This window comes from Mucilaginibacter aurantiaciroseus (assembly GCF_024055595.1).
In the GTDB taxonomy this organism is placed as follows: domain Bacteria; phylum Bacteroidota; class Bacteroidia; order Sphingobacteriales; family Sphingobacteriaceae; genus Mucilaginibacter; species Mucilaginibacter aurantiaciroseus.
Genome location: NZ_JAMXOF010000001.1, coordinates 1,221,581 through 1,238,113, shown reverse-complemented (window position 1 = coordinate 1,238,113; position 16,533 = coordinate 1,221,581). Strand labels below are relative to the sequence as shown.

The window sequence follows — 16,533 nt, the reverse complement described above, 5'->3', positions numbered from 1 at the left end:
TTATTTAACGGCGTCAATCGCCTCAAAAAGACTTTCAGACGCCTTAAAAACGTCCACAAATGAATTATAAAGCGGGACTGGGCTTAAACGGATCACATCCGGCTCGCGCCAGTCACCAATTACACCATTTTCTGCGAGGTAATTGAAAATTGCTTTGGCATCGCGTTTACAAATTACAGAAAGCTGGCAACCGCGCTGACTTTTATCCGTTGGGGTGATGATCTGGTAAACTTCTTCACCAACCTTTTTATTCACTTCACCTATCAGGTACTCTAGGTAACTGGTAAGCGTTTCGCTTTTTGCGCGTAAGGCTTGCAAGCCCCCCGCTTTTTCAAAAATATCCAGCGATGCACGGTGCAGGGCCATTAGTAAGATGGGGCCGGTACTTACGTTCCACCCCTCTGCCCCGTTTTCTGCCTCGAAGCCCCGAGCCATTAAAAATTGTTTATCCTTACGGTAGCCCCACCATCCGGCAAAGCGGTTGAGGGTATTATCATCGAAATGCTTTTCATGAACAAATATCCCACTGATACCACCAGGGCCAGAGTTCATATACTTGTATGAACACCAGCAGGCAAAGTCGGCATCCCAGTCGTGCAGTTTTAGGGGGACATTACCTGCAGCGTGCGCCAAATCAAAACCGACTATAGCCCCCGCCTCATGACCGGCTTTGCTTATAGCTTCCAAATCGAAGAACTGGCCGGTATAGTAATTTATGCCGCTGAACATTACCAGCGCCAATTCATCAGCGTTATCGGCGATCTGGTGCAGGATATCTTCGGTTCGTAATGAGGTTTCCCCTGCGCGTGGAGTAACCTCAACAATTGCATCTTTAGGATCGAATCCGTGGAAACGCACCTGGCTTTCTATGGCATATTGATCTGACGGGAACGCCACTGCTTCCATCAGTATTTTATATCGTTTACTTTTTGGCTTATAGAAACTTACCATAAGTAAGTGAAGATTCACTGTAAGTGAATTCATCACCGTAATTTCCGTTTCCTTGGCGCCTAAAATATTGGCTAATGGCAGAAGTAACGCCTTATGATATTTGAGCCAGGGTTCATCCCCCATAAACCAGCCTTCTACCGCGTTATCTTCCCATGCGTTCAGCTGATCCTGGATATATTTTTTTGCTAAGCGCGGTTGAAGCCCTAAAGAGTTCCCGCAAAGGTAAACAGCCGGTTTGCCGTTATGTTTAGGGATCAAAAACTCTTCGCGAAAGCTTTTTAAAGCATCCTGCTCATCCAGTTTTTGGGCAAATTGTAAAGTGTCCTGGTAAATCATCAGCCAATATTACAAAAAAGCTATTTCTTAAAACCAATTATATTAAATAACAAGGCCACAAATAAATATTTGCGGCCTTGAATAAAGATTGATTCCCTTTAAAAAGTTATAATTCTATCTTCCCGTGTTTGCCTTCGTCGTACTGCTTGCCGGTTAGCCTTGCTTTTAGCATATTGAATAAGACAACCATACTACTGCTGCTGCTATCCCAGTATTCAGCGTCTGTAGGTGCTATTTTTAGCAAGGTAAGTTTAGGATCATCTAATCCTTCGGGAAAGAATGCCTCAATAAAAGGGTTCCATAATTCTTTCATTTTTGCTTTATCATCAACCAGTGATGCTTCGGCTACAATACTAAGGTAGGTATGCGCTTTAACATCAGAATAGGTTAATGAAACAGTGTTCTCAACCGAGATCTCACTTACCTTTGGCGAATATTCATTGGTAAAGAACCAGATGTTGCCTTCATCATCAATATTGGCAGTGCCCATTGGCCTGCTGTTAAAACCTTTTTCTTCATTATAGGTGGTAAGCATCGCTGTTCTTACCTCGTTCACTTTGTCCTGTAAATATTTCAGGCTTTCTGTTTTTGACCAATCGTTGCTCATCGTATGTCTTTAGTGTTGATTTCGTATGAACTTTAAACCAACAAAAAAATTATTTGTTGGGCTTGCTCACATAAATATTTCCTTTCACATAAAAACGGTACGGCAGCAGCGCGTCATTACCGGCATAACCAACGCCAATGCGCGAGCCTGTAACAACCTCTTCCTCCGAAATGGTTAACCCCCTGTCCTCGATCCAGATCACATCACTTTGCAGGCTAACCGAGTTTATTTTACGGGAGATGCCCAAAGCTTTAGCAACCGAACCCGGGCCTTTGGTGATGTTAGGCTTTACGGTTTCCATATTTCGTCTCAACATCATAACATCCAACCCGTCAGTAGGTTGTATAGCCCTAATTAAAATAGCGTGGGGATGCCCTTCTTCTGATACTACCACATTAAACATCTCGTGAATACCGTAGCATAGATACACGTACGATACCCCGCCCTGCAAGTACATGGTTTGGGTACGCGGGGTTAAACGCCCGCCGTATGAATGCGCAGCCTTATCGTTAACCCCTGCGTAAGCTTCTGTTTCAACAATGTATCCGCCGGTAAGGACGCCATCGATATTGGTGAAAAGGTATTTGCCTATCAGGTCGCGACTTAGCGCAACTACGTCTGGGTTATGGTAATAGCTTTCGGGTAATTTCATCCGAACAATTAGTGAATTAGTGATTTCCTCGTTACTTAAAAATCCTTATGCGAGTTTTATGTTTATTTCAGGATATCGGCCAGCAGGGCGTTTATTTCATCTGCCTTATCAAACACCATAATGTGCGTACCGCCTTTGATAACCGCTGTTGGGTTTTTAATGTTTTGGTGAGGAAAAACAAGGTCTTTGTCGCCGATGATATGATACAGATTTGCAACCTCAACATCATTTCTCCAATACAGCACTGCCCGCATCGCCCATTTCATAAACACAGGCGACGAGTTACGCAACATACTTTTGAATAGCGCCAAGTCATTATTATTCATCTTACCAAACATTCCCTTTATTAAGAACCCTAAATGTGTCATCAATTTACCGGGTATGGCTTTGTAAACCGGCAGGCTACTGAAGAACTTAAAGTACCATGGCGCTTCGCTATCCGTTTTAATACTTGATATTAGTATTACCTTATTAAGCTTTACCTGTTTGGCAATCTCAACCGAGATCATCCCGCCAAGGGAAACGCCAATTATTATTGAATTTTCTTCGATACCATATTGATTGATAATACTTTGTGCATAAGTGATTAAAGTATCATCCGGCTTTGGGACAAACCAGTCAACCAAAATAACTTCATACGCTTCCGGTAATATAATGTCCTTAAACAAACGGCTATCAGCCCCAAGTCCGGCTATCAAATAAACCTTATGCATTGAATTTTATCAAGCTGATAACCTCGTTAAGATACTTAGCATCTGTTTCATCAAACTCATTTAGTGCTGAGCTGTCCACATCCAGCACGCCAATCACTTCTCCTCGATGGATAAGCGGCAGTACCATCTCTGAACGGGATAATGAACTACAGGCGATATGCCCCGGGAATTCTTCCACATCGGGCACGATCAGCGTTTCGGCTTTGGCCCATGAGGTACCACAAACGCCACGGCCTTTGGCTATGCGCGTACAAGCTACGGGGCCCTGGAAGGGGCCTAAAACCAATTCATCCTGCTTCACCAAGTAAAAACCAACCCAAAACCATTTAAACTGTTCTTTTAACGCTGCCGCGATGTTTGCCAGGTTTGCCACCAGGTCAGTTTCACCTTCCAGTAATGCCGCTATCTGCGGGATAAGCGTTTGGTACTGCTCTTCTTTATTTGCTGATACTGTGATTTGTAAGTCCTCTGCCATAAAGCAAATGTAATATGCCTGTGTTGAAAGTAAATAAGCTAAATCTCATATTTAATATTTTATTTTCGCAACAAGATGATTGTAAGCCTCACTATAATACGTTACCGCAAAGCTTTTGTGCCATTTGCCCTGTTGGCCATGGCCGTACACCGCCTGCCCATGATGCTGCAGAATGGCTGCAGTTTTTGGAAGTTGTTGGGCAGCGGCCGCAACGGCACTTTCGATTTGCAACCCGACTGGCAGCAATGGGGACTTTTAGCAGTATGGAATGAACGGGAAGATTATGAACGCTTTGCCAAAACATCCTTCGTAAGCAAATGGTGGAAAATTCTCGGCACCGAAAGCTGGACACTTTTATGCAAACCGGTGGTAAGCCACGGCAAATGGGACGGCAAAGAACCCTTTGGCAAACCCGATGGCAAAGTCGAAGGCGGGCCAATGGCGGTACTTACCCGCGCTACCGTTAAAATGAGCAGGCTGAAAAACTTCTGGTCGCATGTGGATGAGGTGGCCAACCTGATGGTTGACGCGCCGGGATACATCACGTCATTTGGTGTGGGTGAAGCACCAATTTACCGCCAGGCTACCATTTCGGTTTGGAAAAGTATGGAGCACATGAAGGCCTTTGCTTACGGCAGTAAACAGCATGCTGAAGTAATCAAAAAAACGCGCAGCGAGGGCTGGTACAGCGAAGAACTTTTCGCCCGTTTCCGCATCATTGAAACCACCGGAACTGTTTATGGAAAAAACCCTTTGGACGGGTTGTTAAAACAAGATTTTACAACATGAGAATAATAGCAGAATTACCACACCCCGATTTTAAAATATCTATCCTTAGCATGAACCAAAAGTTTATTGTAAAGATAGAAAAAGGCACACTTGAGCAGACCTACAAGATCCCCGATATGGATTTGACAGAGGGCGTTAACAGCGTTTTTGAATTGCTTGATGAACCCTTTTTGAATACCGTTTCGGCACGCTTTGTAGAAATGGGCAAAGACTTTAGGGAAAGTTACTACAGGTATAACTATTAGTAGATATAGAATTAGTAAGTATCTGTAGAATAGATATTTATATTTCACAAATTTCAATCACAGAATTTTATTTTGCAGTGGTTTTAGTATAAATCGAATATTTCAAATTTATTCGACTATTTATTACGCGAATATATAACATATATAACTTATTTAAAATACTGAAAATAAATAAGTTATTTTAATTAAAAGCACATCTACCAAATTATATTTGGTAGGCTTTTAAAGCCTATTTTGGTAATTATACACGCCAATAACCCTTTTGCAAATACAATTTGGCAATACAAGTTGAATGATATTTAATCAATAAAAAAGCTGCTTTTTGTGACCCTTTTATTGGGCATTTTCAATGAGTTCATCAACCAACACGGGCACCCCTATCGTGGCTTTATAAGGCATCTCTACAATTCGTTTATTGCTTACTGTTGGGATGTTTGGGTCGATGATATATTTGGTTACATCGTGCGAAACGTAGTTGATCAATCCCGCTGCCGGGTACACTGCAAGTGATGTACCCACCAGAATAAATAGCTCGGCTTCTGAACAAATTTTTGCGGCTGTTTCAATCATTGGTACAGCCTCGCCAAACCATACTACGTGCGCACGTAATTGTGAACCTAACTCACACTTCTTCCCCATCTTCAATTCCCAGCCATTTATCGGATAAGTCAGGTTAGCATTCACACTCGATTGCGACCTTGTAATAATGCCGTGCAGGTGCACCACATTAGTTGAGCCCGCCCGTTCGTGAAGGTCGTCAATATTTTGGGTAATAATGGTGACATGATATTGCGCTTCCAATTTTGCCAGCGCATAATGAGCGGCGTTAGGTTCGGCTTCTAAAACGGATCTGCGGCGTTGATTATAAAAATCCTGAACCAACGCGGGGTCTCGCTCCCAGGCCTCGGGCGTGGCTACGTCCTCAATGTTATATCCCTCCCAAAGCCCATCGCTATCCCTGAAGGTTTTTAAGCCGCTCTCAGCGCTTATTCCCGCGCCGGTGAGCACTACTATTCTTTTCATAATTAATGGTTATTAAGGCGCGAATTATCGCGCCTCTACAATAAATAAACATGTAGATACGCAATACTTCGCGTATCTGTCCGTGCACACTAACAAAAAAAGCGGTTAACCAAAGGCCAACCGCTTACTAAATAATATTATCAGCTTACAAAGCCAGTTGCCTTTTGCCTTGTAAAGCAGTGAATTTGCTTTTTGCCAGCTCGAACCCGCCGAACAGGATTGCGCCATAAACGGCATCACCTATCAGCATGTTGGTTTCAAACGGATAGACGGCTTTAACTAACAGCGTACCATAGTTAGCCCAAGTATTTGGCATGCCGTAAACAAACGGCAGGTCCATTATAAACCAGTGGATCAAAACAGCAACTACAGATGCTGCCGCTACGTTTAGCACTGTCACTTTTTTTATGAAGGTACCTACAAATGTCATCAGCATAAAACAGCCGTACATAAATAACGAACTGGTGTAAAACGTAAACTTACCCGCGTAAATGTAGTTGATAACCATATCGCTTATTACAAGCGCCAGCAACGGCACCAGGTAAGCCTTCCATTTATCGGCAAAGTAAGCACCGCCAAATAAGGCAACTGCACCCACAGGTGTAAAATTGCTTAAGGCAGGTACTTGCGTATTTACAATGCGCATGGCTATGGCAGCAAGCACCATTACTATAAGTACGGTTGTACGGGTATTCGTTTTTTGTAAAGACATATTCGGGTTATCTACCGCAAATTTATTGATAATACACTATAAAATAAAATGCTATTTATTAACGAAAACTATCGCGCCCGGGTTGATACCTGTGGCAATGTCATACTCGTATTTACCTGTTTTATCGTATGCGAATAGCTTACCATTGCTGCTAAAATCTTTTGCATCGGTCACAAAAACCTCGCCTGTCGTAGGGTCAACAGCTAAAGAATAAGGTGCATTAAGAGTTGTACCGCCTATAGTAAAGTTATCATTTATAACCAATTGGGTTTTTAAGTTGTAAACTTTAATCTTACCGGCATCAGAATAATAATACGCTATATCTCCACTCACAAAAAACGGAGTGCCGTAACCTGCATCGATATCTTTTGTGGTTTTAACCACATCTGCGTTATTGTCGATAATTGTGATCTTAGGAACAGATGGATACGTACCGTAAGCTATAACATATACATCGCCAAAGGCATCTGCAGATATAGTTGTTGGGTTTAACGCTACCTCAATTTTCTTGATTTCTGTTAAGGTATTCAGGTCAATAACAGAAACGGTTTTATCTGGCGTTGAACTTAATCCACCTGAGTTGGCAACATATAATTTACCATTAGAAATAACCATCTGCTCGGGGTTACGGCCTACTTTGATGTATTTTTCGATAGTTAACGTAGCGGTATCTAACACAGCTACCGTACCGTCGTAAGAAGATATAAAAGCTTTGTTCTTGTTAAACACTACGTAGCGCGGCTGGCGGTCGGTAGCGCCATCAACCATTTTTATTTGCTTGATAGATTTTGCGGTTTTAGCGTTTACAATTTCTAATGTACTCGAGTAATTCACAGTGATGTACATTTTAGAGCCGTAAATTTTAGCATCCTGCCCGGTATCACCAAGTCCGCGACCATTAGCTGCTGTAAAAATATCGGCGGTTGCAGTTTTGGTAGTGTAGTTATAAAAGCTAAGCGAACTGTTGTTGTGAGTGATATTGCCCTGGTTCACTATATAAATGCCTGCGCGCTGTTCTGAGGCAGGCAGTTCTGGTGTTTGTGTGATCTTGTCTTTATTACAAGCCGACAATACAGATGCAAATGCCGCGGCAATCATTAATGTTTTGATTTGAAATTGTTTCATGATGATATATTAAATTGTTATTTGAATAGATAAACGATAAGAGCGGCCCGGCATGGGGAAGCTCCTGATGATAGCATAATTTGTATTAAAAAGATTATTTACCTCGAACGAGGTTTGCAAAGGCATTTTACCGCTAATGAATTTATAAATAGCCGATGCATCTGTTACTGAATAACCGGGCACGAGGTATTCCGGCAAATTGTTGCCCGTATAATACCTGCCCGATGACATGATATGATTAAAGTAAACACCTGCATCTTTATAATTTACCCCGGCGTTTATTGCAAGCGTATGCTTTGGCGTATATGGGATCTGCTCCAGGTATTTGGAACTTGTAGGGTCGCTAACATCAATAGCCTGCTGATAAGTGTAATTGGTATTGAGCGAAGCGCTCCAACCATTATGCTGTTTTGTTTGTGTTTTAAAACCAAGATCGATTCCCTTAATATCAACTTTACCCAAATTACTGAACGAGAATATTGCCGGGTTGCTGTTTGGGACAGCCAGAATCTTGTTCTTAACATAGTTGTAATAAGCATCGGCAGTAATAGCTATGTATTCAAATATGCCATCTACGTTTTTAGAATATGTAGCTCCCAAATCATACTGATATACAAATTCGGGTTTTATAACCCGCTCTACAAACGCATAATAATACAACTCATCTAAAGTCGGCGCGCGGAAAACGTTTTTGTAAAATGCCCGTATTTTAAGATTCGGAATGGAGAAAGGCTGCACCGTTGCCATCAGTGTTGGCGACAAAACCGACTTTTGCTGAAAGGCCGTACCCTTTTGCACTGTTTCGTGAATATTGGTTTGCAGCAGATTTCCCTGTAGTTGCAACTTACCCAATTTTAGGCTACTGGCAATAACGTTTAAAAGCGTAAACCTTGCAGGGTAAGCGTACTTATCAATATCAGCATCTACTTTAGTATAGGATGCATCGATAGCGTAGGAGATATCCCAATTATTGGTTAAATGATATGAGAGGGCTACCGATTGATAAGCTTCGCGTTGTTTGTAATTTTCAAGAATAAATCCCTGGATATTATTGTAAGGCGAATCGAGGTAACGGGTTTTTAGTTGGGAGAGTTTGCTGTAAAGTAATAGCGAAAATCCGTTTTTAAATAGGCGTTCGTATCCTGTTTGTACAAATACATCGTCATTATTCAGTTGCTGCCCATGTCCTTCGGTATAAGATACTACCGCCCCCGGCAATCCACGTTTAGCGTTATAGTAATTTATGTGAATATTAAATTTACTGCTATCATTTTTATTATAGTACAACGCGGCATCTGTTTGTATTGATTCCACATCGCCGTGATGCCGGGTAGAAAGAGTGTCCGAACCATCATTATCTACCTCATATTTATACCGGCCGTTGGCTTTTATATAATTGCCGTTTATAACAAATTGCCAGTTATTATTAACCCGCTGTTGCCATTGCAGGTAAGGATTTATCAACCCAAAACTCCCCACCTTTGCCCCCACCTGGATCTGGTATGTTTTTTTGGCCGTCAAAGTTGGGCGGATAGTTTTAATGCTCAACACGCTTGCAGACGCGAAAGACCGTGCTGGTTGCAACAGGTCACCGGGTTGGCCATTATACAGGGTGATCTCCTGAACATTATTGAGGTTGAATTTACTCAGATCTATTTGTCCGCTTTGGGCATCATTCAGCTGCACACCGTCGTATAACACAGCGGTATGGTTTGTGCCCAGGCTCCGTACCGATATGGTTTTTAATCCACCAATGCCGCCGTAATCTTTAATGTTAACGCCTGCAAAATTGCGCACGGCATCGGCCACATTAAAAGCACTGTAATGTGCAAAATCTTTTTGGGTGATTTGTTGTGCCGGTATTAACGTTTGTAGCCTGAGTGCAGTCGATGCCTTTATCGGTACCTCTTTGAGATGTTTTGTAGTATCGCGCTGCGCGAAAACAACAGTTGAAGTTAATAGGAAAACGCCCGCAATACAAAACGTCTTGCTTATAAAAGGGGGTTTTGCTAACCTGAAAATACTATCGTAACCGTGCCTCATGCTGATGTTAAAACATCATAGCGTACAAAAATGGAAAATACAAGAATGGAAATACACCGCCTTATGAAGAGCATTCACATCCAAGCCTCAATCCCCGAAAGCTATGAATAATATAATGCTGAGGCAGGTATTCTGACTTGCTCCCCTTTGCCCTGCCTTCCCATCCCGAAATACTCGGCACAGTGGCAATTTTGAACGGACATTGGTTAACGGAGCTTACAGCTGCGGGACAGTTACAGATTTACACTGTATTCCCTTTTAATCCTGCTGTGAATTTGCTTCGCGGCAGGAACCTAAAGCAATGCAAATGTAGCATTAGAAATGCTAACGGCAAATGCAATTATCAGCACCGGTTAAATTAATTTCAATTAACGAAAACCCGCTGTAATTTAAGGTGTTTAATAAATACAAACGCAACATACCATGACATCATTAGCATTGCAAAACAGATACCGTGGCCCGGCCGAAAGCCAGGAACCAAGTTTAAACCTTTCTACCGCCGAGCGTACCATTTCTATCGCAAGTGGTATCAAACTGGCATTATCCGGTTTTAGAGGATTATTCAAAAGCCCTTTCACCAGCATTATCAAGCTTGGCGCGGGTGGATACCTGCTCAACCGCGGACTTACGGGCCATTGTGAATTATATTCGCGAATGGGCCGTAACAGTACCGAGCCGGTTAACATAAACATCCGTTCATCATACTATATTGACAAACCACGCCAGGAAGTTTATGACTTTTGGCGCAACCTGGATAACCTGCCCCTTTTCATGAAACACCTCGAGAGTGTGGAGGTCATAGATAATATACGCTCACATTGGGTGTTAAAAATACCTATCGGAACAGTCAAAGTAAGTTGGGATGCCGAGATTGTTCGTGATGAGCCGGGTTACAGCATCGGCTGGAGTTCGATACCCGGGTCATTGATTGATAACGCTGGTAAAGTACGTTTCCAGGATAGCATTAATGGTAGCGGCACCTTGGTAGATATCATCATCAGCTACCGCCCTCCTGCCGGTGGTTTTGGAGGTGGCATCGCCCATATCTTAAACCCGCTATTTAAAAACATGGTCGATAAGGATGTACGCAACTTTAAACAGTATATGGATATCGATGGCGGCATCGCTTCAGATACATCACAAGTAAATGATAACTACTATGCAGAACCAATAGCAATTGTATTTGAAGAAAAAATGGTTGAAGATAGTTTGCTCGGAGATGATACCTCCCGCTTCCGTTTACATATTAAGCCTATTGATAGCAGGCAAACACTGGGTGCCGAGAGTTAGATGTGTAAGAGACGCTTGTCATGGTGAGCCAGTCGAACCATTAGCGAATTGTACAATCCTTCGACAAGCTCAAGATGACAATGTTATAAACAAAAAAAGCCTTCTGAATAAACAGAAGACCTTTTAATATAAATATGCGCTGATTATTTTACAGCGTCAATGATAGCTTTGAATGCATCAGGGTGGTTCATCGCTAAATCAGCTAATACCTTACGGTTTAAACCAATTTCTTTAGCGGCTAACTTACCTATTAATTGAGAGTAAGAAATGCCGTGCTGGCGTGCACCTGCGTTGATACGTTGGATCCATAAGGCCCTAAACTCGCGTTTTTTGGTCTTACGGTCACGGTATGCATACTGTAAACCTTTTTCTACTGTATTTTTAGCAACGGTGTAAACCTTGCTTCTTGAACCCCAATAACCTTTGGCGAGGTTCATGATCCTTTTCCGGCGTCTTCTCGACGCGACTGCGTTAACTGAACGTGGCATGTTGTGTTGTTTTTGGTAGTGAGTGTCCTTTTCAGGAGCTTCTGTACTCTAATACCTGGTTAAAAAATTTGTTTGATTACTTGCCTATGCAAAGCATACGTTTTACGTTGCCTAAGTCAGCTTTAGATACCAGGCTGGTGTGACTAAGGTTACGCTTACGTTTAGTCGACATCTTTGTTAAGATGTGGCTTTTGAATGCGTTTTTTCTGGCAATTTTACCGGTTCCAGTAAGCCTAAAGCGCTTTTTTGCACTGGAATTGGTTTTCATTTTTGGCATAACTCTATTTATTTGTTTTTAGATGATTTACGTTATCTCAACGTTTTATTTTAATTGCAACTGCATACCAACGCACCTGCCTTAATTGTTACTTTTTCTGCGCTTTTGAAGCAACCGTTAAAAACATACGTTTACCTTCCAGCTTTGGTAATTGCTCTACTTTACCTAAATCTTCTAATGCTTGTGCAAAACGTAGCAATAATATCTCGCCTTGTTCTTTGTATACAATTGCACGGCCTTTAAAGTGTACGTAAGCCCTTACTTTTTCGCCGGCTTCCAAAAACTTTTGCGCATGCTTTAATTTAAATTCAAAGTCATGGTCATCAGTATTCGGCCCGAAACGGATCTCTTTAATAACGGTTTGCTTGGCGTTGCTTTTTATCTCTTTTAGTTTCTTCTTTTGCTCGTAAACGAATTTATTGTAATCGGTTACTTTACAAACGGGAGGTACTGCGTTTGGAGATATCTCAACCAGGTCAAGTTCTTGTTCCTGAGCGATGGCAAGTGCATCTCTTAACGAGAATATACCCTGCTCAACGTTGTCACCTACAAGGCGCACTTCTTGTGCCCTAATAAACTGGTTGATATTATGTTCGGCTTCTTTTTTCTTAAATGGAAGCCTTGGTCCTCTGTTGAAAGGTTTGTTTAAAGCCAAGTTATACTGTTATTTCTTTAATTATTTGTTGTTTAAAATCCTCAATGCTCATGCTACCCAAATCACCTGTGCCGTGTTTGCGGACAGAAACCAACCCTTCGGTTGCCTCTTTTTCGCCTACAATAAGCATATAAGGGATTTTTTTAACTTCAGCGTCGCGTATTTTACGCCCGATTTTCTCATCTCTAAAGTCAATCAGCCCGCAAATATCGGAATCTTTTAACTCATCTGAAAGTTTTTTTGCATATTCTTCATATTTTTCAGATATGGGCAGGATAATAAATTGCTCTGGCGACAACCAAAGCGGGAAATTACCGGCACAATGCTCAATTAATACGGCAACAAAACGTTCCAACGAGCCAAACGGTGCACGGTGAATCATTACCGGGCGGTGTTTTTGGTTATCGCTCCCTGTATATTCCAGCTCGAATCGCTCCGGTAAATTGTAATCTACCTGGATAGTTCCTAACTGCCATTTACGGCCAAGCGCATCCTTCACCATAAAATCAAGCTTGGGGCCATAGAAAGCCGCTTCTCCATATTCAACTACAGTAGTTAGGTTTTTCTCGGCAGCAGCCTCAATGATAGCACTTTCGGCCAAAGCCCAGTTCTCGTCGGTACCAATATATTTGGTTTTGTTGTTCGGGTCGCGTAGCGATACCTGTGCGGTATAGCTGTCAAAACCTAAAGCAGCGAATACATAAAGCACCAGGTCAATAACCTTTTTAAATTCTTCTTTTACCTGGTCGGGACGGCAGAACAAGTGCGCGTCATCCTGTGTAAAACCACGTACACGGGTTAAGCCGTGCAACTCGCCGCTTTGCTCGTAACGGTAAACAGTACCAAACTCTGCCAAACGAACAGGAAGGTCTTTGTAGGAGCGCGGTTTAGTTTTATAGATCTCGCAGTGGTGCGGGCAGTTCATCGGTTTTAAGAAAAACTCCTCTCCCTCCTGCGGGGTTTTTATCGGCTGGAACGCATCGGCACCATATTTTTCGTAGTGACCAGATGTTACATAAAGGTTTTTGTGACCGATATGCGGTGTAATTACCTGCTCGTAACCGGACTTAGCCTGTGCTTTTTGCAGAAAGTTAGTCAGGCGTTCGCGCAAAGCAGTACCTTTAGGCAACCACAATGGCAGGCCCATACCTACTTTTTCGCTAAAAGCAAACAGTTCCAATTCCTTACCTAATTTACGGTGGTCGCGTTTTTTGGCTTCCTCTATCAGGTACAGGTAATCAGTCAACTCACTCGCCTTAGGGAAAGTAACCCCATAGATACGTGTAAGCTGTTTGCGGCTTTCATCGCCACGCCAGTATGCACCGGCAACGCTCATTAGCTTTACTGCTTTGATGCTACCTGTGTTAGGGATGTGCGGGCCACGGCACAAGTCGGTAAAGTTACCTTGTGTGTAAAAAGTAATGGCGCCATCCGGCAGGTCCTTCAAAAGGTCAAGCTTGTACTCATCCCCTTTCTCGGTAAAGTATTCAATAGCATCAGCTTTACTAACCGGTTTGCGAATGTATTCGCTTTTGGTTTTAGCAAGCTCGATAACTTTGTCTTCAATTTTCTTGAAATCATCTGATGAGAATGGCTCGTCGCCAAAGTCAACATCATAATAAAAACCGGTTTCGATAGCCGGGCCGATACCAAATTTGGTACCAGGGTATAAAACCTCTAAAGCTTCGGCCAGTAAGTGGGCGGATGAGTGCCAATAGGTTGCTTTACCTTTTGCATCGTTCCAGGTTAAGAGCTTAACTGCCGAATTTTCTTCGATAGGGCGGCTTGCATCCCAAATCTCGCCGTTTATTTCGGCAGCCAATACGTTACGTGCTAAACCTTCGGAGATAGACAAGGCTATCTGCATAGAAGTAATCCCTTTGTCGTATTCACGAACGGAACCATCAGGAAGTGTAATACTAATCATCTACAACTATGATTTAAATTTTTAATAAATAAGTGAATTATAACCAATCGCATACTAACGCGATCTATACTTAGCGCAAAAATAGGATTTTATTTATACAGCGAAAGTAAATGTTTAAATAAGCGGATTACACATTCCCCCACCCATGTGCAAGCACATCGGCTATGTGGATGGTTTTGATGGGCAAGCTGTTTTTATCGATATAACCTTGCAGGTGCAGCAGGCAGGAAGCGTCGGTAGAGATGATATATTCGGCATTGGCGGCAAGGGCGTTATCAACCTTTTGCTGTGCCATGGCAGTGGCTATGCCATCAAACTTAACGGCAAACGTGCCGCCAAAACCGCAGCAGGTTTCGTTATCTTTCAGGTCGACGAGTTCCAGGCCTAATACTTTAGAAAGCAGCTGGCGTGGCTCGTCTTTAATTTTGCATTCGCGCAGGCCGGCGCAGCTATCGTGATAAACGGCGCGGCCTTCCAGTTCGGCACCAAAATAATCCACGTTCATGATGTTCACCAAAAAATCGCTTAGCTCGTAAATGTTACTTTGGATGTTGCGGCATTTATTATGTAACGCGGTATTGGTAAATAGGTCGTTATAATAATTACGAACCATACCGGTGCAGGATGCTGATGGCGAAACAATAATGCTATCCTCGCGAAAATCATTCAGAAATTTGCTGCCCACAGCTTTGGCATCGTCCCAAAAACCGGCATTGAATGCGGGTTGACCGCAGCAGGTTTGTTTGGGATTGTAGTTTACCTTACAACCGGCCTTTTCCAGCACTTTAACGGTATTAAATGCAGTGGCCGGATACAACTGATCTATAAAACACGGGATAAATAACTCAATTGTCATTAGTAAGGGTAAAAGTTAACGGGTGCTAAATTCGGCATTTTTCTTCGCTTTGTTCTCGGCTGTTAATAATGAAAACAGCAAAAACAAACCTACAACAAAGAATATGCCTAATACCAGTGTGGAGTTACGCATGTTGCCCGTCCACTCCTCAATAAAGCCAAAACTTAATAAACCGCCTACAATGGCAAGCTTTTCGGTAACGTCGTAAAAGCTAAAGAACGATGCGGTGTCAGTGATATCTTGCGGTAAATATTTAGAGTAGGTAGAACGTGATAACGACTGGATCCCTCCCATTACCAAGCCTACAAATATGGCTACAATATAAAAATGCGTTGCTGTTTTGGTGAAGTATGCAGCAATACAAATGCCTATCCATAGTAATACCACAAATATCAGCACCCGTACGTTACCGTATTTATCAGATAGGCGCGACATTATCGTAGCACCCGCAATGGCAACCACTTGTATGATGAGGATAATCTTGATCAAATCTTCAGTTGGCATGCCTAATATTTTGGCGGCAAAGCTGGTAGCAACCAACATAATGGTTTGTACGCCCATGGAGTAAAAAAAGAATGCCGACAAAAACCATTTAAGTAGTGGCATGCTTTTTATTTTAATCCAAACGCTGCCTAATTCTATAAAGCCGCCTTTGATAATATTTTTGTGGTGCGATTGTGCATTTGGGCTGCCCTTAGGCAATATGTTGAATGGAATTAAAGCGAAACCCATCCACCAAATGCCTACTAACAGGAATGACAAGCGTGAAGCCGAGCCTTTTGTTAACCCAAAAGTATCGGGCATTAATATAAATACGAAGCAAATAAGCTGGAGCAAAACGCTGCCTATATAGCCGTAAGTGAAACCTTTTGCGCTCACTTTATCCTGCATATCAAGGGTAGCAATCTCTGGCAGATAAGAGTTATAGAATACAAAACCACCGGCATAACCTATGGCCGCTATAGCGAAGGCGACAATGCCCCACTGAATATTTTGCTCATTCACAAAAAACAAACTGCAACAGGCAAGCGAGCCTATTGCGGTAAAGAATTGCATAAACACTTTTTTATTACCGCGGTAATCGGCAATGGAACTTAATATTGGAAGTAAAAGCACCATTATCAGGTAAGCGGCAGCAAGGGCATAATCTTGCAGGGCAGTATTAATAACGCTGAAGCCAAAAAAATTTACCCGGTTACCGTTTGCCGCGTTGGCGGTAATAGCCACATAATAGGCCGGGAAAACGGTTGTGGTGATCACCAGGTTGTAAGCCGAGTTTGCCCAATCGAACATAGCCCATGCCCGGATGGTTCTTTCGTTATTCTTTTCTTCCATTGCAGATAAAAGTATGCAATTTTTGGAGTTTAAG

18 protein-coding genes and 1 riboswitch are annotated in these 16,533 nt (G+C 42.4%); of the genes, 3 read left to right on the top strand and 15 right to left on the bottom strand.

Annotated elements, in window-relative coordinates:
* The 5 genes from kynU to msrC all read right to left on the bottom strand — a co-directional run bounded on the left by kynU (position 1) and on the right by msrC (position 3,734).
* Positions 1-1,287 (bottom strand): kynureninase, encoded by a 1,287-nt coding sequence (gene kynU / locus NAF17_RS05780; protein WP_252757027.1) that lies wholly within the window; start codon positions 1,285-1,287, stop codon positions 1-3.
* A 106-nt stretch (positions 1,288-1,393) separates the two neighbouring features.
* Positions 1,394-1,894: a pyridoxamine 5'-phosphate oxidase family protein gene (locus NAF17_RS05775; protein ID WP_252757026.1), complete on the bottom strand. Its 501-nt coding sequence runs from the start codon at positions 1,892-1,894 to the stop codon at positions 1,394-1,396.
* A gap of 49 nt (positions 1,895-1,943) precedes the next feature.
* Positions 1,944-2,546 (bottom strand): DNA-3-methyladenine glycosylase, encoded by a 603-nt coding sequence (locus NAF17_RS05770; RefSeq protein ID WP_252757025.1) that lies wholly within the window; start codon positions 2,544-2,546, stop codon positions 1,944-1,946.
* Between the two features lie 62 nt (positions 2,547-2,608).
* A complete protein-coding gene (locus NAF17_RS05765) occupies positions 2,609-3,259 on the bottom strand; it encodes an alpha/beta fold hydrolase (RefSeq protein ID WP_252757024.1) in 651 nt (216 codons plus the stop codon).
* Positions 3,252-3,734, bottom strand: coding sequence for a free L-methionine (R)-S-oxide reductase MsrC (gene msrC, locus NAF17_RS05760; RefSeq protein ID WP_252757023.1), 483 nt, complete (start codon positions 3,732-3,734; stop codon positions 3,252-3,254). Before msrC ends, NAF17_RS05765 begins: the two co-directional genes overlap by 8 nt.
* Positions 3,735-3,809: 75 nt before the next feature.
* Between msrC and NAF17_RS05755 the strand changes: the two genes are divergently transcribed.
* Together NAF17_RS05755 and NAF17_RS05750 are read left to right on the top strand one after the other, a co-directional pair.
* On the top strand, positions 3,810-4,523 hold the full coding sequence (locus NAF17_RS05755) for a DUF3291 domain-containing protein (RefSeq protein WP_252757022.1): 714 nt from the start codon (positions 3,810-3,812) through the stop codon (positions 4,521-4,523).
* The gene (locus tag NAF17_RS05750) at positions 4,520-4,768 is read left to right on the top strand and encodes a hypothetical protein (RefSeq protein WP_252757021.1); all 249 of its coding nucleotides are present in this window, start codon (positions 4,520-4,522) and stop codon (positions 4,766-4,768) included. Before NAF17_RS05755 ends, NAF17_RS05750 begins: the two co-directional genes overlap by 4 nt.
* Positions 4,769-5,101: 333 nt before the next feature.
* Here the strand turns inward: NAF17_RS05750 and NAF17_RS05745 are convergent, their stop codons facing one another.
* From NAF17_RS05745 to NAF17_RS05730, 4 genes are all read right to left on the bottom strand, one after another.
* Positions 5,102-5,791, bottom strand: coding sequence for an SIR2 family NAD-dependent protein deacylase (locus NAF17_RS05745; RefSeq protein WP_252757020.1), 690 nt, complete (start codon positions 5,789-5,791; stop codon positions 5,102-5,104).
* 145 nt (positions 5,792-5,936) lie between these two features.
* A complete protein-coding gene (locus NAF17_RS05740) occupies positions 5,937-6,503 on the bottom strand; it encodes a DUF6580 family putative transport protein (protein WP_252757019.1) in 567 nt (188 codons plus the stop codon).
* A 51-nt stretch (positions 6,504-6,554) separates the two neighbouring features.
* A complete protein-coding gene (locus NAF17_RS05735; protein ID WP_252757018.1) occupies positions 6,555-7,628 on the bottom strand; it encodes a DUF5074 domain-containing protein in 1,074 nt (357 codons plus the stop codon).
* 9 nt (positions 7,629-7,637) lie between these two features.
* The gene (locus NAF17_RS05730) at positions 7,638-9,671 is read right to left on the bottom strand and encodes a TonB-dependent receptor plug domain-containing protein (RefSeq protein WP_252757017.1); all 2,034 of its coding nucleotides are present in this window, start codon (positions 9,669-9,671) and stop codon (positions 7,638-7,640) included.
* Positions 9,672-9,776: 105 nt separating this feature from the next.
* Positions 9,777-9,983, bottom strand: a riboswitch (cobalamin riboswitch).
* Between the two features lie 111 nt (positions 9,984-10,094).
* Here NAF17_RS05730 and NAF17_RS05725 point away from each other — a divergent pair.
* Positions 10,095-10,961 (top strand): SRPBCC family protein, encoded by an 867-nt coding sequence (locus NAF17_RS05725; protein ID WP_252757016.1) that lies wholly within the window; start codon positions 10,095-10,097, stop codon positions 10,959-10,961.
* A 143-nt stretch (positions 10,962-11,104) separates the two neighbouring features.
* On the opposite strand, the gene rplT is transcribed toward NAF17_RS05725, so the two are convergent.
* The 6 genes from rplT to NAF17_RS05695 form a co-directional block, all read right to left on the bottom strand.
* Positions 11,105-11,449 carry a 50S ribosomal protein L20 gene (gene rplT, locus NAF17_RS05720; protein ID WP_067059791.1) on the bottom strand — a complete coding sequence of 115 codons (345 nt, stop codon included), beginning with the start codon at positions 11,447-11,449 and terminating at the stop codon, positions 11,105-11,107.
* 76 nt (positions 11,450-11,525) lie between these two features.
* Positions 11,526-11,726 (bottom strand): 50S ribosomal protein L35, encoded by a 201-nt coding sequence (gene rpmI / locus NAF17_RS05715; protein WP_067059792.1) that lies wholly within the window; start codon positions 11,724-11,726, stop codon positions 11,526-11,528.
* Between the two features lie 88 nt (positions 11,727-11,814).
* On the bottom strand, positions 11,815-12,381 hold the full coding sequence (gene infC / locus NAF17_RS05710; protein ID WP_134337813.1) for a translation initiation factor IF-3: 567 nt from the start codon (positions 12,379-12,381) through the stop codon (positions 11,815-11,817).
* Between the two features lies 1 nt (position 12,382).
* Positions 12,383-14,308 carry a threonine--tRNA ligase gene (gene thrS, locus NAF17_RS05705; protein WP_252757015.1) on the bottom strand — a complete coding sequence of 642 codons (1,926 nt, stop codon included), beginning with the start codon at positions 14,306-14,308 and terminating at the stop codon, positions 12,383-12,385.
* 127 nt (positions 14,309-14,435) lie between these two features.
* Positions 14,436-15,164 (bottom strand): (Fe-S)-binding protein, encoded by a 729-nt coding sequence (locus NAF17_RS05700; RefSeq protein WP_252757014.1) that lies wholly within the window; start codon positions 15,162-15,164, stop codon positions 14,436-14,438.
* 15 nt (positions 15,165-15,179) lie between these two features.
* A complete protein-coding gene (locus NAF17_RS05695) occupies positions 15,180-16,499 on the bottom strand; it encodes an MFS transporter (RefSeq protein WP_252757013.1) in 1,320 nt (439 codons plus the stop codon).
* Between the last annotated feature and the right edge of the window lie 34 nt (positions 16,500-16,533).